This window comes from Companilactobacillus sp. FL22-1, from assembly GCF_043951805.1.
In the GTDB taxonomy this organism is placed as follows: Bacteria; Bacillota; Bacilli; order Lactobacillales; family Lactobacillaceae; genus Companilactobacillus.
Genome location: NZ_JBINJY010000011.1, coordinates 20,495 through 44,558 on the forward strand (window position 1 = coordinate 20,495; position 24,064 = coordinate 44,558).

The window sequence follows — 24,064 nt, forward strand, 5'->3', positions numbered from 1 at the left end:
TAAATTGTCATCCTCCCTAATAGTCTACTTCTGCATAACGTGCATTTTCTTCAATGAATTCTCGTCTAGGTTCAACTTTATCACCCATCAACATTGAGAAAATCTTGTTAGCCTCAATTGCATCATCAAGATTAACTCGATCTAATCTTCTCTTTTCAGGGTCCATTGTTGTCTCCCACAATTGATCTGCATCCATTTCACCAAGACCCTTGTAACGTTGGATCTTTGGTTCTGGTTTTGGTGGCAATTGTTCAACGAAGTCATCCTTTTCTTTATCGGTATCAAAGTATCTCATCATCTTACCTTGACGAACTTGATACAAAGGTGGCTTAGCGATATAGACATAGCCTGCATCAACGACCGGACGCATATATCTGTAAAGTAGCGTTAACAATAAAGTTCTGATATGGGCACCATCGACATCGGCATCGGTCATGATAATAACCTTGTGATAACGGGCTTTAGAAATATCAAAGTCTTCACCAAAGCCAGTTCCCATAGCAGTGAATAAAGTTCTAATTTCTTCATTTGCCAAGATCTTGTCCATTGAAGCTTTTTCAACGTTTAGGATCTTACCACGGATAGGCAAAATAGCCTGAGTTAAACGAGAACGACCAGTCTTAGCAGAACCACCGGCAGAATCACCCTCGACGATAAATAATTCAGAAATTTCAGGATCTTTGCTGGAGTTATCAGCTAACTTACCAGGCAAATTACTGATTTCCAAACCGTTTTGTTTTCTAGTTACTTCACGAGCTCTCTTAGCAGCTAAACGAGCTTTCGTAGCTAATGAACCTTTTTCAACGATCTTTTTAGCGACGTTAGGATTTTCCATCAAGAACTTCATAAAGTGTTCACTGAAGAGTCGATCAGTAATCGTTCTAGCATCACTATTACCAAGCTTAGTCTTGGTTTGACCTTCGAATTGTGGATCTGGATGCTTGACTGAAACGACTGCTGTCATCCCTTCACGGACATCCTCACCAGACAATTTTTCATTATCTTTTAGTAGTTTATTTTTATGAGCGTAATCATTGATCACACGTGTCAAAGCTGTCTTAAAACCAACTTCGTGTGTTCCACCTTCGTATGTATGGATATTATTAGCGAAAGTCATCAAATTCGTATGGTATTCGTCGGTATATTGCAAAGCAACTTCAACGGTAATTCCATCTTGAACGCCTTCGACATAAATTGGATCTTCGAAGAGGACTTCTTTTTCTTTATCCATGAACTCAACGTAGCTCTTGATTCCACCTTCATAGTGGAAGACGAGTTTTTCAGCTGTCTCAGCTCTCTTATCAGTAAAGGTTAGTTTCAAACCTTTGTTCAAGAAAGCCAATTCACGAATTCTAGTTGTCAAAACCTTGTCATCATAAACGGTTGTTTCAGTAAAGATGTCTGGATCTGGCACAAAGTGAACACGGGTTCCATGTTCAAATTCATCCGCATCGCCTAGCACGTGCATAGCATGGTTGACTTTACCACGTTTAAAATCAATGCCGTAACGTTTGCCGGCACGAACAACTTCAACATCCAATTCGCTACTCAAAGCGTTAACTACCGAGGCACCAACACCATGCAGACCACCGGAAACTTTGTATCCGCCACCGCCGAATTTACCACCAGCGTGCAAAATTGTATAAACCGTTTCAAGCGCAGGTTTACCAGTTTTCTTTTGAATATCAACTGGAATACCACGTCCATCATCGGTAACAGTAATGGAGTTATCTGGTTCAACAGTAACTTCGATTTTTGTAGCGAAACCAGCTAAAGCTTCATCAATACCATTATCAATAATTTCCCAAACTAGATGGTGTAAACCTTGTTTACTAGTTGAGCCGATATACATACCGGGACGTTTACGAACAGCCTCTAGTCCTTCAAGAACTTGAATTTGACTCGCGTCATATTCTTCGACTTTTTCTTCTTTCTTTTCCAGTTCAGCTTTTCTGTCTTCAGCCATTAAATCTCCTCCTGTTGAACTTTGCCATTTTTAATATTGAGAATATTAGGATCTTTTACCAATTCTGGATCAACATCATCAATCGAGGTTGTAGTTATGAAAGTTTGAATGCCCTCTTTGATCGAGGATAATAAATGCGTCTGACGCTTATGATCTAATTCTGATAAAACGTCATCTAGCAATAAGATGGGGTAATCCCCCACTTGATCCTTGATCAACTCAACTTCCGCCAACTTCAAACTCAAGGCCACTGAACGTTGCTGGCCTTGTGATCCAAAATCTTGAACATTCTTACCATTGACCATGAATTTAATGTCATCACGATGAGGTCCATAAAGCGTCACGCCCCGTTGGATCTCTTTTTGATAATTTTGCTTGAAATTTTCTTTGAAAATATCATAAATATTTTCAAGGCTTTTTCCTTCAGTTTTGAAAAAAGTATTGTAAACAATTTCTAGTTTTTCATGGTCTTCTGTAATATTGGCATGAATTTTTTCAATGTGGTCTTGCAATTTTTGTAAAAATTGTAAGCGTGAAAAAACTACTTCAGCACAAAAGGCCGCAAATTGGTCCGACAAAACGTCTAAATAGACCAAATCGTTGGCCTGATGATGTTGAAGTTTTTTTAAATAGGCATTTCGCTGTTTTAAAACTGAGCGAAATTGACTCATCGTCTTCAAATACTGCGACGACATTTGGCCAAATTCCATATCGATGAACTTGCGTCGAATGCCTGGATTGCCTTTAACAATTGATAAATCTTCTGGCGAAAAAAGAACAACATTTAAATTACCAATGTAACTGGATAATTTACGTTGTTCTAAATTATTCAATTTGGCTTTTTTACCAGATTTGCTAATGACTAAATCCAATTTTAGACGACTCGAATTATCTTTGATCACGGTACCGGAGATTCTGGCGAAATCACTACCCCATTTGATTAAATCCTTGTCATTCGATGTTCGATGGCTTCTCGTTAAAGCTAAGAAATACATAGCCTCTAATAAATTGGTCTTGCCTTGAGCATTTTCACCCAAAAATACGTTTATCGCTGGTGAGAAATTGACCTCTAAAGATTCATAGTTACGGTAATTCTGAAGTTTTAATTCTTTAACAAACATTTATTCAATTTCAAAAGTTTGTTCACCGACAACTACGACATCCCCAGAACGCAACTTTTTACCACGACGATCCTCGGGACTGCCATTAAGCAGCACTGAATTTTCACGTAAGAACCACTTGGCTTGACCGCCTGTTTCAATCACTCCAGTTTCCTTTAGCAATTGACCTAAAGTAATAAATTCAGTTTCTAGCTTAAATTTTTCAGACATTGTTAACACCCTATTTATTAGATTTATCCATTAATGACATACTAATATTATAGTTGTTTTAACATTAAAAGACAACTTAGAACTAAATATCAGCCGTTTAGAGCAATTTTTTAAATAATAAGTATCCACCCACTAAAATACCGTTAAAAAAGTTTCTACGCTAAATTACGGCTTTTAAACTGATATTGGCAAAAAAAATAGATTGAACCGAAAAGTTCAACCTATTCTGGAAATTTTTTCATTAAAATGTTCTAACCGGTGTGATGAGTTGGACAAAATTGTCACGATCTTCAACTGGTCTGAGCGTAAATGGATGCAATGGTGAAGTAAAACTCATTTCGATCGTCGTATTGCTGCCGAATGATCTTAAAGCATCTTTGAGATAATCCGGGTTGAAGGAAATTTCTAAGTCATCGCCTTCAAGATTATCAAAATCTAATACTTCCTCCACAGTTCCGACTTCTGGAGAATTGCCATATAAAGTAGCTTTTTTATCCACAGCCTTGATTTCCAATTTGATGAAATTGTTGCGACTTTCATGAGAAAGCAAGGAAGCACGTTCTACTGATGCCAAAAGATTAGATGAATCAAAGGTCAATTTTGTATTCGAATCGTCAGGGATCAAACGGTCTGTTTCTGGATAACGGCCGTCAAGCAAACGAGAATAAAAACGAATGTTGTCAAAACTGAATAGTACTTGGTTTTCAGAAATCGACATTGAAATTTCTTTAACCGTATCGCTGATTGTACGAACTAATTCAGTCAAACTCTTTCCGGGAATGATCAAGTTGTAATCTTCATCACTCGTAATATTGATCTTTCTTTGTGAAAGACGGTGACTATCAGTTGCCACAGCAGTTAGCCCTTCGTTACTGATCAAGAAGTTGACACCAGTTAGTACCGGACGACTTTCTTGAGTAGAGACGGCAATAACAGTTTGATTGACCACCTCTTTGAATACATCTGTGGGAAGACTTAATTGATTATCAGTCTCAACATCTGGTAAATGTGGGTAGTTTATTGCATCTAAACCATTGATAGTAAATTCTGAAACACCTGACTTGATTAAAGTCTGGTTATTGCTGAGAACTTCAAGTTCAAAATTGTCGCCAGGAAGTTTTTTAATGATTTCGTTAAAGAACCGTGCTGGTAAAACAATTGAACCGGTACTTTCGATCTTTAGGTCATTGTCAGAATCGTTTTTATCAATAAAGGCGGTAATTGAAATATCAGAATTACTACCTGTAATTGTCAAACCTGATTCTGAAAGATCTAATTTCATTCCGGTCAAAATAGGAATAGTTGTTTTGGTCGAAATTGCTCTTTGAACATTGCTTGTTTGGTTAATAAATTTAGTTCGATCAATAGAAAATTTCATAGGTAACTCCCTTTTTTAATTAATTAATATAAAGATAGAAGTAGTAGTAGGTACTGTTAAAACTGTGGAAAACTATTCCAAGTAAAGTCAGGACTTAAAAAATGCATGTTATTAACAGCTGTGGATAACTTTGGGAAAAGTCAAAATTTATCAACATGTTAATTTCTCAAGTCATCTTTCAGTTCGTTGACGGAACGTTTCAAATCGTCATCTTTAATGAGCAATTCAGATATTTTGTCGCAAGAATGCATCACCGTCGTATGATCTTTGCCGCCGAACTCCATCCCTATTTGTGGCAAGGACTTGTCAGTTAACTCCCGTGATAAGTACATGGCGATTTGCCTTGGTACCACGATGGTTTTGACACGTTTCTTCCCTTTTAGGTCTTGGATAGTGACATGATAATACTTAGCGACTTTGTTTTGGATCTTGGCGATGGAAATACCATTTTTATCATTGGAAAGTTTATAGATTTTTAACGCATCAGCGGCTACAGACTTAGTGATATCAGTATTTTTAGTCGTCGAATAAGCTTGAACGCGGATCAAAGCCCCTTCAAGTTCTCGAACATTAGTATCGATTTGGGCCGCAATATAAGACAGAGTGTCATCAGGAATTTCAAGGTGTTCAGCCTTAGCTTTATTGCGTAAGATGGCTATTCTAGTTTCCAAATCTGGTGCAGTAATATCTGCTGAAAGTCCTTGCGTAAAGCGAGAGACTAAGCGTTGCTGCAACTTGGGAATTTCGTTTGGCAACCGATCTGAAGTCATGACGATCTGTTTACCATTCTCATAAAGTTCATTAAATGTATGGAAGAACTCTTCTTGAGTTCCCTCTTTTTCGGCAAAAAATTGAATATCATCTATTAATAGTAGATCAACGTTTCGGTATTCTTGACGGAAGTCGTCTTGAGTACGCATTTGAATAGAATTGATAAAATCATTTGCGAAGGTTTCACTAGTGACATATTTTACTTTTGCCATCGGATCGAGCTTGATCATTTGATGACCGATTGCTTGCATCAAGTGAGTCTTACCTAAACCAACGCCACCGTAGATAAAGAGCGGATTGTATACTCCACCGGGATCTTCGGCTGCTGCTAAAGCTGCGGCGTGTGCCATTTGATTGCCGCTACCAACGATAAATGAAGAAAAAGTATATTTTGGATTTAAATGTGAATTATGAAAGACGTGTTTTGGTTGCGCCGTTTCATTAGTAGTTTCAACTTGAGGGGCAACAGTTTGCTCCTCTTTTTTTGCGCTGTCTTCATCATTTTCGATGATTGGATTCAATTCAGTTCCATTTAGTTCATATGAATAGATAGCAATTTTTTCAGTATAATTTCTTTCCCAGTAATCTTTGTGCAATTTCGTGGGAACAGAAATATAGATGTTATTGCCTTCAATGTATAAGGGATTGGCACTTTCAACCCAAGTTGAATAACTGACGGAGGTTAATTGAGAACGTAACTTATTAGTAAAGTAGTCCCAAAATTCAGTAAGTTTTGGATCCGTTGAATTATTTATATTTTGCAATTATTTCCCCCCAATCTATGGTTGTGGATAATTTTTTCCCTAAAATGACAGAGTATAGTCTATCATTATATAAAATAGTTTTCCACAGAACACACGTTTAAATTTAGAAGAAATAACAACAGGTATTTTAGATATTCACATCTTTGTGGAAAATAACCACCTCTTTTAATTATCAACATAGTTATCCACAATTATCGAGAGTTAAAAGTGCCTATTTACAGGTGTTACAAAGAAAAAACAAGAAATTAACAAACTCTGTGGAAAACTAAAACACAGCAAAATAATTTGTTGGAAAACTTTGTTTATAGTCTTGTGGAAAAAAATGTTTGTTAAAACCGTCCACAAATTATCCACAATGGAAATTGCGAAAAAAGTCAATAAAAAACTTCCCTTTATAGGAAATTAGTTATTTAAAAAATTGTCGGAACATGATATTATAGTTAAGCAATTGTCTGAAGAAGTGAATATTAATATAAAGATTCAGGAGGTTTACTGATGACTACAAAGAGAACATTTCAACCAAAGAAGCGTCACCGTGAACGCGTCCATGGTTTCATGAAACGAATGAGTACAAGTAATGGTCGCAAGGTTCTAGCAAGACGTCGCAAAAAGGGTCGTAAAGTATTATCAGCTTAGTTTTGAAGGATCACTGAATAATTGGTGGTCTTTTTTTATTACAAAACGAGAGTAGACTGGTGACATATGAGAAAAAGTTATCGCATAAAAAAAGAAAATGAATTTCAAAATGTCTATTCCAATGGAAAATCCGTTGCAAATAAAAATTTTGTCCTATATACGCTTCCTAAAGAAGGACAAAAACATTTTCGAGTCGGGATTTCAGTCGGGAAGAAAGTTTCACATACAGCAGTCGGACGTAATCGTATCAAACGTTATGTTCGGCAATCGCTCTTAGAGTTGAAGCCAGAAATTCCAACAGAATTGGATTTTTTGATTATTGCCAGAAAACCGGCAGTAGATTTAGATATGTTTGAATCTAAGAAAAATATTGTACATTTATTGAAATTAGGTAAAGTATTAAGTTAGGGTACAAAATATTAATTAACTAATAGGTGTAAAAGTGAATAAAAAAAGCTTAAAGAAATACGTAGGTATCGCACTGTTACTTAGTGTTGTCTTGGTTCTAGCTGGATGTTCCAACCTTAACGAACCGATCACAAGTAACAGTACAGGATTTTGGGATCACTATATTCTATATAGTTTTTCGCAATTCATCCTTTGGTTAGCTTCATTAGTTGGCAATAGTTATGGTTGGGCTATCATCATCTTCACACTGATCATTAGAGTCATTTTGTTGCCACTAAATTGGTATCAAATTAGAAGTATGAATAAACAGATGAAGATCCAGCCGCAAATGCAAGCTCTTCAAAAGAAATATTCGGCTAAAGATGTTGATACACAACAGAAATTACGTGAAGAAACGCAAAAGCTCTATAGTGAAGCAGGAGTCAATCCAGTAGCTGGTTGTTTGCCACTGGTTGTTCAATTGCCAGTTATGTTTGCTTTGTATCAGGCAATTTATAAGACCACACAATTGCGTGATGGTACATTCTTGTGGATGCAATTAGGTAAGGCTGATCCATACTACATTATGGCGATCTTAGCTGCTGTATTTACTTTCTTAAGTACATACATTTCCAGCTATTCGCAACCAACACAAAATGCGACAACTAAGATTATGACTTGGGTAATGCCAATCTTTATCTTCGTGCCAGCATTGACTTTCCCATCAGCTATTACAATTTACTGGGTAATTACAAATGCGTTCCAAGTACTTCAGACATTGGCTTTCCAAAACCCATTCAAGTATCGTCGTGAAAGACTTGAAGCCCAAGAGGCAGAGAAAGAAAAACAACGTCGTCTTAGAAAAGCTAAGAAACGTGTATATAAGAACCGTAAATAATTGACAATTTCTAAAAATGCCGTTAAGATGTTTTAGAAATTATTCATATATTTTATATAGAAAAGTAGTCAAGGTGCTTTTCCGTCATTTGCCGACGGATTATGCACTTTTTTTATGCTCAAAAAATAAGAAAGGATGCTTATTATGCCAAGTTCAGTGACTGAATATGATACTATCGCTGCTATCTCAACTCCTCCTGGGGAAGGAGCTATTTCGATCGTTCGTCTCTCTGGAGATCAAGCGCTAACGGTTGCGATGAAAATTTTTAAGGGTCGTGATTTGACAAAAGTTGCTAGTCACACGATCAATTATGGCCACATCATAGATCCCAGCACCAAGACCTTAGTTGATGAAGTAATGGTCTCAGTAATGCGGGCTCCAAAGACTTTTACCCGCGAAGATGTTGTTGAAATAAATACCCACGGGGGTATAGTTGCAACCAATAAAGTACTGCAATTGCTGCTTGGATACGGCGCAAGAATGGCCGAACCAGGTGAGTTCACTAAGAGAGCTTTTTTAAATGGTCGAATTGACTTAACGCAAGCAGAATCAGTGATGGATCTTATCAGAGCGAAGACTGATAAAGCCATGCAAGTGGCCGTTAATCAATTGGATGGTAATTTACATCATTTGATTGCTAATTTGCGTCAAGAGATCTTAGATTCGTTAGCCCAAGTGGAAGTTAACATTGATTATCCTGAGTATGATACGGACCAAATGACGACTAATTTATTGTTAGAAAAAGCTAAGATGGTTAGTTCTAAAATCGATAGTTTATTGAAAACAGCCGAAAGTGGCGAAATTTTGCAGCATGGTCTAGCAACGGCAATTGTCGGTAAGCCTAACGTAGGAAAATCAAGTTTATTGAATCGACTGTTAGACGAAGATAAGGCTATCGTGACTGATGTTGCAGGAACAACTCGGGATGTGGTTGAACAATATGTCAACATCGATGGCGTACCTTTGAAGTTGATCGATACGGCTGGTATTCGTGAGACCGATGATAAAGTTGAGAAAATCGGGGTTGAACGTTCAAAAAAGGCGTTGAATGGTGCCGATTTAGTAATTTTAGTTTTGGATTCTAGCCGTCAACTTGAAAGTGAAGACCTTGAACTATTAGATGCTACAGCGGATAAACGTCGAATCGTGATTTTCAATAAGAATGATTTGATGCCAGTTATTACGCCTAATTCAGTTGTACAACTGAAAGCTGACGATATTATTTTGCAAACTTCTGCAATAAATAACGCTGGGATCGAAACTATCAAACAGACGATCGGTAAGATCTTTAATGCTGGAATTGAAGATAACAGCAGCAATGTCATTATTACTTCTGCTCGTCAGGCGGGATTGCTCAGAAAGGCCAAAAATAGCTTGAATGACGTTATTTCTGGAATTGAAGCAGGAATGCCTATCGACCTAGTACAAATCGATATGACGGCTTGCTGGGACACTCTGGGAGAGATTACCGGTGAAAGTTATCCGGATGAACTGATTACACAATTATTCTCGCAATTTTGTTTAGGAAAATAGATTAGGTGAAAAAAATGGAAATTAAGGAATTTGATTCAGAAACTTATGACGTTATCGTCGTAGGTGCTGGCCATGCTGGTTCAGAAGCCGCTTTGGCCGCAGCCCGTATGGGTGAAAAGACTTTGCTTGTAACGATCAACTTGGATATGGTGGCTTTCATGCCATGTAATCCATCAGTTGGTGGTCCTGCTAAAGGTATCGTTGTTCGAGAGATCGATGCTTTAGGTGGCGAAATGGGCCGTAATATTGATAAGACTTATATTCAAATGAGAATGTTGAATACTGGTAAAGGTCCAGCTGTTCGGGCTTTGAGAGCTCAAGCTGATAAAAATATGTATCACCGCATGATGAAAGACGTTTTGGAAAATGAGCCTAATTTGACGCTTCGTCAAGGGATGGCAGAAAAATTGATCGTTGAAGATGGCGTCTGCAAAGGTATCGTTACAGCGACTGGAGCTAGATATCACGCTAAGTCAGTTGTTCTAACAGCTGGTACTTCTTCACGAGGTAAGATCATTATTGGTGAGTTGATGTATTCATCTGGTCCCAACAACAGTATTCCTTCAATCAAACTGTCCGAAGACTTGGAAAAGCACGGTTTTAAATTAACTCGCTTTAAGACTGGTACACCACCACGTGTGAATAAGAATACGATCAATTTTGATGAAACAATCGAACAACCTGGTGATAAAGAACCAAATCATTTCTCATTTGAGACCCCCGATTCAAGTTATCTTCAAAAGCAAATTTCTTGTTGGATGACATATACGAATGCCGATACTCACAAGATTATTCGTGAGAACCTTGACCGTGCACCAATGTTTTCTGGTGTGATCAAGGGTGTGGGACCAAGATATTGTCCTTCAATCGAAGATAAGATCGTTCGCTTCGCAGATAAGCCAAGACATCAGATCTTCCTCGAACCAGAAGGTCGTGACACTCAAGAGTATTATGTTGGTGACTTTTCAACTTCGATGCCAGAAGAGGTACAGTTGAAGATGTTGCACTCAGTGGCTGGTTTGGAAAATGCCAAATTGATGCGTCCTGGTTATGCCATTGAGTACGATGTAATCGAACCATGGCAATTGAAATTGAATTTGGAAACTAAAGTCGTTAAGAATCTCTTCACAGCCGGTCAGATGAATGGTACATCTGGTTATGAAGAAGCTGCTGGTCAAGGAATCATGGCGGGTATCAATGCAGCGCTACGTGCTCAAGGCAAAGATCCTTTCATTTTGCGTCGTGACGAAGCATATATCGGTGTTTTGATCGATGATTTAGTAACTAAAGGAACGAATGAACCATACCGTCTCTTGACAAGTCGAGCTGAATATCGTTTGATTTTGCGTCATGATAATGCTGATTTACGCTTGACTGATTACGGTTATCAGTTAGGATTGATCAACGACAAGCGTTATAACGCCTTTGAAATTAAACGCAGCACGATTGAAAAGGAACTTGACCGTCTTTCAAGAAAGATGATTACTCCTAAGATGGCCTTGCCATTCCTCAAGGAACATGACTTGAAGCCATTGAAAGATGGTATTTTGGCAGATCATTTCTTGAGAAGACCAGAAGTTCACTATCAAGATATTATCGACATGGTTGGGGAAGCTGATTATCCAGTTGATAATCGAGTCGCTGAACAAGTGGAAATTGCTACCAAGTATGATGGTTATATCAAGAAGGAACAGATGCGGATCGACCGTCTTAAGAAGATGGAATCCAAGAAGATCCCTGATCGAATCGACTATACTAAGATTGACAGTTTAGCTACCGAAGCAGTTCAAAAGTTAAGCAAGATCAATCCGCAGACAATTGCTCAAGCAAGCCGTATCAGTGGAGTTAATCCAGCTGACATCGGTATTTTGAGCGTTTATATTGAACAAGGTAAAATCGCTAAAGTACCTGCTAAATAATATTTTTAGAACTCAAATGACCTTACATTTGAGTTCTTTTTTTGACATTTTAATTATCGAATGATAAACAAAAGAACTATCGTCATGTTTTATCGTTATAGCGTTACAGACGATAAACCTTATTTTTCTAAGAAGTTAAGGACAATGTTATAATCAGTGCAACGGATGAAGGGAGCAATTATGACAATTAGACACAAGAATTATATTCCAGATAATATTGAGATTACTGGAGCCAATGCTAATAACTTGAAAGATCTTAACGTCAAAATCCCATTAAATTCTTTTGTAGCTATTACCGGTGTTTCCGGTTCAGGAAAGTCTTCCTTAGCAATGGATACGATTTATTCTGAAGGTGCCCGTAAATATCTCAATGCATTATCGACTTATACGAGACGACGGATCACTCAAGTTGGCCGTTCCGATGTGAAGGATATCAAGAATTTACCATCAACAATTGCATTACGGCAAAGACCAGTCGTTCCCAGTGTTCGTTCAACTGTTGGTACAATGACTGAAAGTTTGAATATTTTACGATTGATGTTTTCTCGTTTAGCCTCAGTCCTTTGTCCGAATGGACATCGACTTGATCCGACGCTGAAAATTTCCCAATTAATGGATCTGCCAACTTCTGATGAGGCTATGGGACAGCTAACTTGTCCGGTTTGTGGCGTCAAATTCAGGATTTTTGGGGCGGAGGATTTTGCCTTTAACTCTGACGGTGCTTGCCCAACTTGCCAAGGAACCGGTTTTCTCAAAGAAATTGAGTTAGATAAAATCATTCCTGACCGATCTTTAACAATTGATCAAGGAGCTGTTTTATCATGGAATTTACCTGGTCGAACCTTACAAAAAGAGGTCATTAAAGAACTAGGTGTTAGAACCGATGTGCCATTTCAAGATTTAACTAAGAAAGAGCAAGATATTGTTATCAATGGACCAGAACAACGCAAAGAGATTTTGGTACCAACGAAGACCGGTCGCTCTTTTAGATTAAATGCGCTCTATGAAAATGCCATCGCGGCTGTGAAGAATAGTCTTAAAAGCACTAAAAATGAGAATACTTTGACTAGATTGGAAAGATTTTATTCCGAAAAGATTTGTCCAGATTGCCATGGTAGCCGGTTTAATCCCAAATTGTTTACGAATCAGTTAGTCGGGAAAAATATTGCCGAAGTATCGAATTTTACGATTTCTCAATTACAAGATTTTTGCAAAGAAATTATGAAATGGCTCCCTCATGATATGCAAGCTTTAGGCAAAAATTTAACCAATGAATTATTGGAATTGTTAGCACCAATCGTTGATTTAGGTTTGAATTATTTAGCTATTTCACGAGCAGGTAATTCTTTATCAACTGGAGAATTGCAACGAATTCAATTAGCTAGAACGATTCGCAATCAGATGACTGGTGTCTTGTATGTGCTTGATGAACCAAGCGTGGGTTTACATCCTGCCAATGTCACTGGTCTGATCAAAATTTTGCGAGAATTGGTCCAATTAGGTAACTCGTTGATCGTGGTCGACCATGATACTAGTATTATTGCTGCCGCCGACTATGTAATTGAAATTGGTCCTGATTCAGGAAAAGATGGCGGTAGAGTCATCAGTCAAGGAACGGTCAAGGAGATTGAAGCAAATCAGCAATCGGTAATTCAGCCATATTTGACTGGGACGGCTCAAATAATCAAACATCCTGTCCAAAAACCATTTCAAAAGGGTACTCTCCAAGTCGAAATTGGAGACCGTTATAATATTCATGGGATGACAGCTAAGTTTAGTAAAGAGTCACTCAATGTCGTTTCGGGGATGTCTGGGTCTGGGAAAACCACTTTGATATTTGAAAGTTTGGTACCAGCGCTAAACAATCAGTTGACCGGTGATAAGTTACCAAGTTATGTCAAAAGCGTCGACCCAGCTGGAATCAAAAATATCGTCAAGGTCGATTCTGTACCGATTGGCAAGAATGTTCGTTCAACAGTCGGTACTTATACCAAGACTTTGGATCAATTAAGAAAGATTTTTGCCCAGACACCAGCAGCAAAAGCTAAAAAGTACACGGCTACTTACTTCTCATACAATAATAAACAAGGTGCTTGTCCTAATTGCGGTGGCACTGGTGTTATCACTTTGGATATTCAATATTTGCCCGACATGGTTCAAACATGTCCCGTCTGTCATGGCAATCGCTATAAACAAGATATTTTGAATATTACTTGGCATGGGAAAAATATTGCTGAAATTCTTGATATGTCGGTGCGCGAAGCTAGAGACTTTTTTGAAGATGTACCTAGCATTAAAAATACCTTAGATGTCTTGATCAATATTGGCTTAAGTTATCTCAAATTAGGCGAAAGCACTCCAACTTTATCTGGTGGGGAAGCACAACGTCTGAAATTAGTTACCTACATGAAGCGCAGTCAGAAGAATCAATTGTTCATTTTTGATGAGCCCAGCGTCGGATTACATCCGAAAGATGTTGGCGTATTACTAGGTGTCTTTAACAAACTTTTGAAAAAACATGCGACCATCATTGTGATTGAGCATGACTTAGATATTATTGCCAATGCCGACTATATTACTGATTTAGGTCCTGAGGGTGGAGTTAACGGTGGTAAAATCGTCGCTACTGGTTCACCCAAAGAGGTGGCTAATAATCCTGCTAGTTTGACTGGTAAATATCTAAAAGCACATTTACAACTATTTAATGAAGATTAATTTTGAGGTGAAAAAAATGGAAAAAATTGGTGTGATCGGTTTAGGAAATATTGCTCAAAAGGCATATTTACCCGTTATGGCAACGTTGCAAGATCAATTTGAATGGCATCTGACAACTCGTAACGAGGCTAAAGGTAAAATGCTCGAACAAAAATATGGATTCAAGCATTTTCATCAAACCTTAGATCAGCTGATTGCACAAAAGCCACTGGCGGTTTTTGTACATACTCCGACCGAAACACACTATCAAATCATCAAACGATTGCTTAGTTCAGGAATAAATGTGTACGTTGATAAGCCAATTTCAGAAGATCTACATGAAGTGGAAGCTCTGTACCAGTTAGCAGCTAAAAAACAACTCCTCTTAACTTGTGGGTTCAATCGTCGTTTTGCGCCTTTTAATCAGGAATTGAAAAAAATCACTGATAAAAGAACAATCGTCTCAGAAAAAATTCGAGAACAAGCAGTCCAATCGACGAAATTTGCTATTTTTGACTTGATGATTCACTCTATCGACACGGCGGTATATTTATTGGACGAAAAGATTCAGCACGTTAGTAATTTCTTAGTGACTAAAGATGGTAATTTGGAACAGGGCTATATCACTTTGCAAACGGCTAAGAGTCAGGCTCAAATAATCACTAATATGGCGGGTGGTAGCAATCTTGAACTATCGACGGTTCAGGGAGTTAATACCCGTCAAGTAGTTACTAACCTTAATTTATTACAGACTTATCAAACAGGGATGATTACACAAACAGCACGTCCTGATTGGGAAAATACTTTAGTAACTCGGGGATTTGATCCGATTATTCGGGCCTTTTTAACTGCTGTGACCACAGGAGCTGACAATCCAGTTAGTCCAGAATCAGCAATTTTGAGTCATAAACTATGCACAGAGTTGAGTGATTCAATTCAAAATGATTAACCCAGTCCTCCTACCATATCTTGGGGCGAACAAGTGTCTTTATACAAGATGTTCCATGTGAAACATCTTTTGCTAATACTTACAGCGACAAGGGCTTTGACACTTGAACATGTGAAAACGAATACGGAAATTAAAAAATATTGACTTATAAGTACCTCCATGCGATACTACGTGACGGTGCCAAACCGAGGTAAGGGTAAATGGTTGGCGTGTATGCGTTTGGAAAATCATTGCACCTTACCACGAGGATCTGCAGATGTGCAGGTCCTTTTTTTGTTCCCAAATTAAAGCCTAAGTTGATTTATTGTTGAGAAATTTCGCAAGTAACTAGATGTCTCTTAACAATCAGTTTATAATTTTTCAATATACAACTGAGAGGTGATACAAATTAAGAGATTGGCAATGTTTGGCTATGGCCTATACTTAAGTGCTGTTATCGGTGTTATAGCAGCAGCCTTTTTGATTTTAGAGGGCTTACTTTCGGATCTAATTTGGACAGATAGCAACCACATTTTCCAGACGATATTAATAATCATTGGCAGTGGATTTTTGTACTTTTTACTCAGCCATTGGCCAAATCTTCCTAAAACGGCTCATGATTCTTTAATAGAATTGAAACAGAGACGTACGATTGATTATCAGGATGTCTTTTTAAATTTATTAGTCACCTTGGTAGTCTTAGTATTTGGTGCTGGTGTCGGTCCAGAGGCGGCTTTATTGAGTGCCATAATCTCACTGTCGATTTGGCAAGCGGATAATTTACGTTATCTTTATTTTCAATATGATGAGTTGAAGGATTTGCCAAAGACAGATGTATTTAAACGACTCTTTAATCCTTTTAAGTATCGACAAAGCTATGATGAAAAATTAGCTCCGAAACAGCCGAAGTTGATCAAGCAAAAAAAGCTACTCTACGTTGTTTTTGCCATCAATGGAGTTTTAGCTTTTGGCTTATTGCTGCGGCAAACGGATCAGCCTTCCTTTATTACTAAGCTAGGTCAATCGCACTGGCAAATTGAACAATTATGGATCGTGCCGGTTTTGATGATTGTGATTGCAATTTTTGGCAAGCTGATCAAAGTGATATATCAAATATTGGTCAAGCAATTGCAGCGGTTAGAGATTTCTCTGACAGTCAAGATTTTTATCGGGATGCTCGGTATCATTCTTGTTTCATATCTTGCTCCTGACTTATTGTTCTCGGGCCAACACAGTCTGCATCTCTTGACAGGAGCTTGGTCAAAGGAAACGCCAGAATTTTTGTTAACAATGGCTTTATTGAAACTGATTTTTTTAGCCTGGTGCTTGAACTTAAACTGGCGTGGGGGAGACATCTTTCCGATTACTTTTGCAGCAATGACGTTGGGATTTGCGGTCGCTAAAATCGTACCCCAGTTTGATATGTTGTTGGTAACAGCAGTAGTGGCAACAACGTTGATGAGTGTTCTCTTATCGCCACTAGTCAGTGGAATCTTCTTGTTATTTTTCTTTCCCATTACTCTTAGTCCCATCATTATTGGTGTGGCCTTAATAATGTACTTTTTATCAAAATTAAAAAAATATCAAATAACCCGCTAAATTCTTCAACTAGGATTTAGCGGGTTATTTGGTATTTGAGTTCACTGATCAGTTCTTTCGATAGCCATAAGCAAAGTAAACTACTACGCCAATGGCGAACCAAGCGAGGAAAGTGATCCAAGAATTGATGCTGACTTGGGTCATTAAGATCAGACATAAAATGACGGAAATGACTGGTAAAACTGGATAAAAGGGAACTTTAAATTCACTTTTCGGAACGTCTAAACGATGACGTAGTTTGATGATACCAGCGGCAACGAAAGTGAAGGAGACTAAGGTACCGATGTTAACCAAACTAGTCAGTTCTTTTAACGAAACGAAGCCACCTAGTAAAACTGCTAAAAGAGTGATCATATTCAAGGAAATGATGGGCATTTTAGCTTTTTGATCAATTTTTCCAAAAGCTTCGGGAATCATTTTGTCCCGACCTAAGGCGTAGATCAGTCTTGAGCCACCGTAGACTGTGTTGAGCATCATGGTAAACATTCCTGCCAAGGCACCAATATTGATTAGGAAGGCAATTTTGCCTAATTTAACGTAATTTAAAGCAAAGACTACGGGGTCAGCTACGTTTAAATGCTTGTAATTGACCATTCCGGTCAAAACTGCTGAAAGGATCACGTATAAAATGGCACAGATCGCCAGGGAGATCATAATACTGATAGGAATGTTCTTCTGGGGATTTTTGACTTCAGGGGCTGAAGAGGGAATGACGTCAAAACCTAGATAAGCAAAGAAAACTAAAGCAGCTCCTTTGACGACACCAAATCTACCCATAGGAAAGTAGGGATGGTAGTTTGCAGGCTTGATGTAAAAAATACCCACGACAATAAAAGTTAACACGACGGCAATTTTCACGAAAACCATCACCGTATTCATTTTGGTAGAAGCTTGAATGCCTCGACGCAATAAAAGATAAATCAACACTAAAACGATAATAGCAGGAAGATTGATAAATGAACCGTTACTGGGTTCAAATGGGCCGATAATGGCCTTAGGAAGCACCAAGCCGAAGCTTTTCATCAGACTCACAAAGTAGGCCGAGAAACCAGAAGAGACGGCAGAAACGCCCAGAACGTATTCTAGACATAATGCCCAGCCAATCAACCAGCCAGGGAACTGGCCAAAAATAATGCTGCCATAAGAATAAGTACTACCAGCTACGGGAAAGGTTGATGACAATTCGGCGAAGCACATGGCAGTTAAGATACAGACAATAGCCGCTAGAATAAAGGAAATAGTAATCCCTGGTCCAGCAGTTCCATAAGAGACGATACCAGGTAAGATAAAGATACCCGTTCCGATAATGGCGCCGATTCCCATCGAAATGAGATTTCCACGGGTCAGAACTTTTTCAAAATGAGAATCGCCGGCCATAAATTCTTTATAGTCGGACTTTTTAAACAATTTTTCTTTCATAATTAAATTAACCACCTAAATACAACCTACTTAGATTACATGTCTTTAAAAGTTGTTGTCAACCAAAAATATTAACTAAGAAAAAGGCAGTCAATTTTGAAAAAATGATTCCAAAAATACCCCTGATTCCAAACTCGAATCAGGGGTATCTAATATTTGATCATGATAATTAGGAGACGAATGAGTCATTCAATCTCCCAAGAATTAAGTGCAATTATTTTAATTTTGAAGCAGCTGCATCATCTAAGATGATAGTTACGTCAGGATGGTTTTGCAAAGCACTGGCTGGACAATCTTCAGTCACAGGTCCGTCAACTGTAGCAGCAATGGCGTCAGCTTTATTTTCACCGTAAGCTAACAAGATAATCTTCTTAGCTTTCATGATTGAACCAATACCCATTGAGTAAGCAAAACGTGGAACGTCTTTTTCGTCTTCGAAGAAACGAGTATTTGCTTCGATAGTAGATTCTGTCAAACCAACTTTTCTAGTCTTACCATCAAATGGTGAGCCAGGTTCGTTGAAACCAATGTGACCATTTCTACCGATACCAAGAATTTGCAAGTCGATAGGATTTTCCTCAATGATCTTATCGTAAGCAGCTGTAGCAGCTTGAGCATCAGGATTTGAGCCATCAGGAACATATGAATTCTTGAAAGGCTTCTTGCTGAAGAGGTGTTCATTCATGAAGTAGTGGTAACTTTGTTCGTTGTCTGGTTGTAAGCCAACGTATTCATCCAAGTTAACTGATGTCATATTGGAGAAATCGAGGTCACTAGCAGTCATTTCGTTATAAAGAGTAATAGGGCTGCTTCCAGTTGCTAATCCTAAAACTTTGGCACCATTTTCGATGTCATTTTTAACAAGCTTAAAAGCTTCTTTACCGCCCATTTGGGTATCTTTAACTTTAATTATGTTCATTATATAAATCTCCCATCTCTATATTTCTGGTCTAGTCCAATCTAATGCATTTTAAGGAAATTGTCAATATAATACTGAGATTAAATAAAAATAGTTTAAAAATTGCCAGAATCAATGCAAAATCTTCACAAGTTAGGTATATTTTTAACTAAGAGTAAAAACTTAAAGAGGCAGAATAAATTTGGAAAAAATATTATCTACATCTGAAGGAAGCGTCAATACAAATATGATCGGACCATATGACAGCGACAGTATCATTGTGCTTGTCCCTGGTATCAATGGATCGATTGATTATTTTAATGAAATCATTCCCTTTTTAAAGAAAAAATATCAAACAATCGTCGCCTTGGATCTTTTGGGACAGGGCAAATCTTCCAATGCCAAAAACGACCATTATACGATCGATACCCAAGCTTGGAACTTGTTGGAGGCAATGGCACGTGCTAAAGTAGCTAACAAGTTAGTGATCTTTGGTTACGGAGTCGGTGGTCTGATTGCCGTAAATATGGCTGAAATGCGTGGCTTTACAGTCAATAAGTTGATTTTATTGAACACGCCCGCAACAGATAAATATGCTGACATGGATGCTCATTCGGCAGTAGCTAACATTCCACTCTTTGGTAAATTGGCTAAGTCCCCCGTTAAAGCAGGACTATACTTTGCCAAAGACTTTGATCGTTCAGCCTTGAAAGATCCTAAGATCGTGGACAAAGCAGCCAATGCCGTTGATCATAAAGTAGCTAAGAAATTGCAGAAGATGGCTTTGGATTATTTAGGTGAAAAGCCATTGAACAAACGCCTTAGAAGTTTCAACATTCCAACGCTTGCTTTGTTTGGCGAAGATGATCAGATTTTGACGGAAAAGGGTATCAAAGATGCCAAAGCAACAATTGGTCGAGTGCCTGATTTACAAATGGAAGATATTAAGGGCGCCGGTCATTTGGCAATGATTGAGAAACCAGCTGAAGTGGCTGAGAAAATAATTCATTTTGACGAAACTACAGAGAAGAAAACCGAAGCAATCAATTAAAATATGACAGCCGTCAGGCTGCCATATTTTTGTCTTGAATGATTTTTACAGGTTGAATTAAAAACTTGTTTTTTTGAGAACTAGCGATAGGGATGTATTTATCGCCATCTTTGTAGACGAATTGAATCACATCGTAATTATTGTGAAGCTTTTTAGCCTGATCGGAGATGATCTTTTGAATCGAGTAGATATAGAGTTTTTGGTCATCATTGGCTTGATTATTTTGGACAGCTTCATAAGTGGTTTTGAGATACTTCTGCGTCTGAGTATCGGTTAATTTGACTATGATGACGGTGTGAGGATATTTACTAGTTTTATCGTTGATATTATGTTCTTCTTTGATGGTTACGATGGAACCATTTTGATTAAATTTTTGGTCAAGATTCTTTTTGATATTCTTGTATTCAACTTTAGGATGGCTAGTTGCTTGATTATTCTGGACTACTTTACTAGGTGTTCTAAGAGTAAAAAATGATAATAGCCCAGCAAAAATAACTACGATGATAAGTGCAATACTTAGATAGACTTTATTGATCGAATTACGCTGTTTTTTGTGCATTAGTAAGAACTCCTAACCAGCCAAATATGCCTTGATTATAACATGGTGAAATGTGATACAGCTTAGACTACAGGATAAATAGGTAGTCGATTCGTCTCTACGTATAAATTACGATATAAAAATTAAAATAAATTCAATATGCAGATTGATTGACTAAAACTGTCATTCTCGGAATACTTTCATTATAACCAAATAACTAGAAGAAAGTGGGAAATGCTATGTCTTCACATCAAGCGTTATTGATTATCGACTATACGAATGATTTTGTGGCCGACCAGGGAGCCTTAACTTGCGGGAAGCCAGGTCAAGCTATCGAAAAAAGTATTTTAGATTTAGCTGCCAAAATGTATCAAGATGGAGATCGAGTTTGGTTTCCGACTGACGTCCACAAGGCGAATGATCCATATCATCCCGAGACGAAATTATTTCCGATCCATAACGTGCGGGGAACTTGGGGAAGAGAACTGTTTGGAGGTCTGAAGGATTGGTACGACGGTCATAATGATGGTGAGCAAGTCAAACTATTCGATAAGACTAGATACAGTGCTTTTGCTGGAACTGATCTCGATTTACGCTTACGGGAACGAAAAGTTGATACTTTGCATTTAGTTGGTGTCTGTACGGATATTTGTGTACTTCATACGGCTGTCGATGCGTACAATCTAAATTATCAATTAGTTATCCATGAATCGGGCGTAGCGTCATTTAATCAGGCAGGGCATGAATGGGCATTGGATCATTTCAAAAATTGTTTAGGAGCCAAAATAGTCGACTAGGAGATGTTTTTCATGGAAGATGAAAATGATTGGATCATGAGACAGATCAATTCCTTTGCCAGAGGACTAGGGGCCACTTTATCTAAAGGCAAAGCTGAGGAAATTGAAGTTGTCTTTCCCCAAAAAGAAGCAGAAAAATTACCTCATCAGACTGAGATTGAAAAGTTGTTAGATGAAAAACAGTACGCTAAAGCGGCTCACCGAATATTGCAATTACAATATGGATTATCCGAGACAAACTTTGTAAAATTAGGTACGTGGTTCTATTCAAAATTGAGTGGAAAAGAGCTGCGGGGTAATAGTCAAATAACGGCTGAGAGTTTGACTGTTGGTTTAAAAAAGATTGAGAAATTCGATGAAAATATCTACTAAGAATAATTCTATTAACAAAAGCTTTATTGATTTTTAAAACACCACCATAAATGTTAGATTGTCTAACATTCATGGTGGTGTTTTCTTTATAAGAATCAATATAAACCCGTGAGGAATGATCCAGAAGTAGAGGAGTGTTTTACTTTAGCGGTGAATTTTTGGGCGAGTATTACAAATCTCTTTTTCCGTTAAATATTGATCGAAGTGACTTCCTAAGAACAAAGGAACTTTTTCTTCAACAACGTCGCTAAATTCCAAACCGAACCAAAGGGCAGGAGAAATAGTGAGGTTTTGTAGCAAGAGACGTCCACCAATCAAGAAACGGTCGAGTCCCCGCATGTATTCTTGGGCGCCTAAATCCTGGAACTGTTGATTTTGAATGACGAACTTGAAAGAGCCTACGTGTCGATCTTTGACCATTGAGTAAGTAGGTGTTTGGTCATCAATAATATGTTGATCTAATAAGCTAGTGATGATCTGTCTAATGTAAATATTCACATGTTGTGATTTTTTGAAACCGAGATTCAAGGTAACGTCAACGACGTTTCTTGTTCCCATCATATCAACGCTGTAGTTGCATTCGTAAGGGGCACTAGTTTGATTGACAGTGATGAACCAGTAAACTTTAGCCCGTTTCGGATCTTGATCCAAAATCGAATAAATGATCGATCTTTTCAAGGTATGATTAGGGCCCATCTTCAACATGTAGACTAAATTGGTCGAGTAAGTGGGGATATTTTCATCTTGACTGAGTTTTTCTAGTTGAGGGATGAAATCAGTCAAATGAACATTTTCACTCTCAGCCATATAAGCATCACGGCGCTTGTTTCCAAAGTACCAGACGACCATAATCAATAGAATTGCGGCTGTGATGATGATCGTTACGTAACCGCCATGAACAAATTTTATGATGCTGGAGACGAAGAAGAGGCCTTCCAAAGCAAAAAAGAGGACCAAGAAAAAGTTGGCAAACAAACGATGCTTCTTCATGATCAAGAACTGATGCAGAAGAATGGTTGTCATTAGCATTGTCATCGTGATGGCCAAACCATAGGCTGCCTCCATGTGTTCGGATGTACCAAAGCCCCAGACGATACTGACCGTGATCAGACAAAGAATCCAATTCACTGCCTCAATATAAAGTTGACTCTGTAGTTTGCCGGGGAATTTAACTTTAAGCATTGGCAAGATCTTTAGACCGATTGCTTCTTGAACTAAAGTAAACGAGCCAGTTATTAGAGCTTGTGAGGCAATAATTGCTGCTAAAGTTGCGATGATAATGGCAAAAATTTTAAACTGCTCTGGTAACATTTGATAAAACGGATTGATACCCGTAACGTTATAACGACTGTCTTGATAATTAGAAATCACCCAGGCGGCCTGACCGAGATAATTAAGCATCAGCATTAAGTAGACGAAAGGCCAGGTAGCATAAATATTATGCTTTCCAACTTGTCCCATATCTGAATATAAAGCTTCAGCACCAGTAGTGGCTAGAAAAACACTGCCAAGGATGAAGATTCCAACCTTATTAACTGGACTGAATAAGACTTGGATAGCGTAAATTGGCGATAAGGCCTTGAGAACACTGAGATCGTTAGTCATATTAAGTAACCCAGCAATCCCAATAAAACTGAACCAGATGAACATGATTGGACCAAAGGAACGTCCAATTCGCTCTGTTCCAAACTTTTGAATAATAAAGATCGTTAACAAAATTATCGTGACAATGATCAAGACGATGTGTTGACTGTTAGAAAAAGTAAGATGACCAAAACTTTGGCCTTTGATACCTTCAATAGCAGAAGTTACCGTAACAGCAGGGGTCAAAGTTCCGTCGGCTAAAATGGCAGACCCACCGATTAAAGCGGGGATGATCAACCATTTTCCTTGTGAACGGACTAGAGCATAGAGGGCAAAGATACCACCCTCTTTTTTGTTATCAGCTTTCATAGCAATCAAAACATATTTGATCGTAGTGATAAGCATTAGAGTCCAGAAAATTAAAGAAACGCTGCCGATGATATACTCAGGTTTTGCGTCGGCCATCGTTCCAGCATCGTTTAAGATGGCGTTCATAACGTATAAAGGTGATGTACCGATATCACCATAGACGATACCCAGTGTTATCAGCATACCTAGAGCCGATAATGATGAATTTCTCTTTTTCATGCTTATCTCCTTT

At 38.1% G+C, this 24,064-nt stretch carries 20 protein-coding genes; 11 read left to right on the plus strand and 9 right to left on the minus strand.

Annotation, left to right across the window (positions count from 1 at the left end; genetic code table 11):
- Positions 1-16: 16 nt before the first annotated feature.
- The 5 genes from gyrB to dnaA form a co-directional block, all read right to left on the minus strand.
- The gene (gene gyrB / locus ACG72T_RS09855) at positions 17-1,966 is read right to left on the minus strand and encodes a DNA topoisomerase (ATP-hydrolyzing) subunit B (RefSeq protein ID WP_395266039.1); all 1,950 of its coding nucleotides are present in this window, start codon (positions 1,964-1,966) and stop codon (positions 17-19) included.
- Positions 1,966-3,087 carry a DNA replication/repair protein RecF gene (gene recF / locus ACG72T_RS09860; protein ID WP_395266040.1) on the minus strand — a complete coding sequence of 374 codons (1,122 nt, stop codon included), beginning with the start codon at positions 3,085-3,087 and terminating at the stop codon, positions 1,966-1,968. Before recF ends, gyrB begins: the two co-directional genes overlap by 1 nt.
- A complete protein-coding gene (yaaA, locus tag ACG72T_RS09865) occupies positions 3,088-3,297 on the minus strand; it encodes a S4 domain-containing protein YaaA (RefSeq protein ID WP_395266041.1) in 210 nt (69 codons plus the stop codon). It lies immediately after the preceding gene.
- 241 nt (positions 3,298-3,538) lie between these two features.
- Entirely contained in the window at positions 3,539-4,675 is a 1,137-nt protein-coding gene (gene dnaN / locus ACG72T_RS09870) for a DNA polymerase III subunit beta (RefSeq protein WP_395266042.1), read from the minus strand.
- 158 nt (positions 4,676-4,833) lie between these two features.
- Positions 4,834-6,210 (minus strand): chromosomal replication initiator protein DnaA, encoded by a 1,377-nt coding sequence (dnaA, locus tag ACG72T_RS09875; protein ID WP_395266043.1) that lies wholly within the window; start codon positions 6,208-6,210, stop codon positions 4,834-4,836.
- 495 nt (positions 6,211-6,705) lie between these two features.
- Here dnaA and rpmH point away from each other — a divergent pair, with 495 nt between their 5' ends.
- The 8 genes from rpmH (at position 6,706) to ACG72T_RS09915 (ending at position 16,804) form a co-directional block, all read left to right on the plus strand.
- Positions 6,706-6,846, plus strand: coding sequence for a 50S ribosomal protein L34 (rpmH, locus tag ACG72T_RS09880; protein ID WP_010625561.1), 141 nt, complete (start codon positions 6,706-6,708; stop codon positions 6,844-6,846).
- 66 nt (positions 6,847-6,912) lie between these two features.
- The gene (rnpA, locus tag ACG72T_RS09885) at positions 6,913-7,254 is read left to right on the plus strand and encodes a ribonuclease P protein component (RefSeq protein ID WP_395266044.1); all 342 of its coding nucleotides are present in this window, start codon (positions 6,913-6,915) and stop codon (positions 7,252-7,254) included.
- A gap of 34 nt (positions 7,255-7,288) precedes the next feature.
- On the plus strand, positions 7,289-8,131 hold the full coding sequence (gene yidC / locus ACG72T_RS09890; protein WP_395266045.1) for a membrane protein insertase YidC: 843 nt from the start codon (positions 7,289-7,291) through the stop codon (positions 8,129-8,131).
- Positions 8,132-8,275: 144 nt separating this feature from the next.
- Positions 8,276-9,664 (plus strand): tRNA uridine-5-carboxymethylaminomethyl(34) synthesis GTPase MnmE, encoded by a 1,389-nt coding sequence (gene mnmE, locus ACG72T_RS09895; protein ID WP_395266046.1) that lies wholly within the window; start codon positions 8,276-8,278, stop codon positions 9,662-9,664.
- 14 nt (positions 9,665-9,678) lie between these two features.
- Positions 9,679-11,583 carry a tRNA uridine-5-carboxymethylaminomethyl(34) synthesis enzyme MnmG gene (gene mnmG, locus ACG72T_RS09900; RefSeq protein WP_395266047.1) on the plus strand — a complete coding sequence of 635 codons (1,905 nt, stop codon included), beginning with the start codon at positions 9,679-9,681 and terminating at the stop codon, positions 11,581-11,583.
- Between the two features lie 180 nt (positions 11,584-11,763).
- Entirely contained in the window at positions 11,764-14,298 is a 2,535-nt protein-coding gene (locus tag ACG72T_RS09905) for an excinuclease ABC subunit UvrA (protein WP_395266048.1), read from the plus strand.
- Between the two features lie 16 nt (positions 14,299-14,314).
- Positions 14,315-15,226, plus strand: a complete 912-nt coding sequence (locus tag ACG72T_RS09910) for a Gfo/Idh/MocA family protein (protein WP_395266049.1) — start codon at positions 14,315-14,317, stop codon at positions 15,224-15,226.
- Positions 15,227-15,604: 378 nt separating this feature from the next.
- On the plus strand, positions 15,605-16,804 hold the full coding sequence (locus ACG72T_RS09915; protein ID WP_395266050.1) for a chloride channel protein: 1,200 nt from the start codon (positions 15,605-15,607) through the stop codon (positions 16,802-16,804).
- Positions 16,805-16,852: 48 nt separating this feature from the next.
- Here the strand turns inward: ACG72T_RS09915 and ACG72T_RS09920 are convergent, their stop codons facing one another.
- The gene (locus tag ACG72T_RS09920; protein WP_395266051.1) at positions 16,853-18,223 is read right to left on the minus strand and encodes an amino acid permease; all 1,371 of its coding nucleotides are present in this window, start codon (positions 18,221-18,223) and stop codon (positions 16,853-16,855) included.
- Between the two features lie 214 nt (positions 18,224-18,437).
- A complete protein-coding gene (locus ACG72T_RS09925; RefSeq protein WP_395266052.1) occupies positions 18,438-19,142 on the minus strand; it encodes a glucosamine-6-phosphate deaminase in 705 nt (234 codons plus the stop codon).
- A gap of 181 nt (positions 19,143-19,323) precedes the next feature.
- Here ACG72T_RS09925 and ACG72T_RS09930 point away from each other — a divergent pair, with 181 nt between their 5' ends.
- A complete protein-coding gene (locus ACG72T_RS09930; protein ID WP_395266053.1) occupies positions 19,324-20,172 on the plus strand; it encodes an alpha/beta fold hydrolase in 849 nt (282 codons plus the stop codon).
- 13 nt (positions 20,173-20,185) lie between these two features.
- On the opposite strand, the gene ACG72T_RS09935 is transcribed toward ACG72T_RS09930, so the two are convergent.
- Positions 20,186-20,731, minus strand: coding sequence for a hypothetical protein (locus tag ACG72T_RS09935; RefSeq protein ID WP_395266054.1), 546 nt, complete (start codon positions 20,729-20,731; stop codon positions 20,186-20,188).
- Positions 20,732-20,949: 218 nt separating this feature from the next.
- Between ACG72T_RS09935 and ACG72T_RS09940 the strand changes: the two genes are divergently transcribed.
- Complete coding sequence (locus tag ACG72T_RS09940; protein ID WP_395266055.1) at positions 20,950-21,507, plus strand: cysteine hydrolase family protein; 558 nt, start codon at positions 20,950-20,952, stop codon at positions 21,505-21,507.
- A gap of 12 nt (positions 21,508-21,519) precedes the next feature.
- On the plus strand, positions 21,520-21,879 hold the full coding sequence (locus tag ACG72T_RS09945; RefSeq protein WP_395266056.1) for a DUF6483 family protein: 360 nt from the start codon (positions 21,520-21,522) through the stop codon (positions 21,877-21,879).
- A 144-nt stretch (positions 21,880-22,023) separates the two neighbouring features.
- Here ACG72T_RS09945 and ACG72T_RS09950 read toward each other — a convergent pair whose 3' ends face one another.
- Positions 22,024-24,051, minus strand: coding sequence for a KUP/HAK/KT family potassium transporter (locus ACG72T_RS09950; RefSeq protein WP_395266058.1), 2,028 nt, complete (start codon positions 24,049-24,051; stop codon positions 22,024-22,026).
- Between the last annotated feature and the right edge of the window lie 13 nt (positions 24,052-24,064).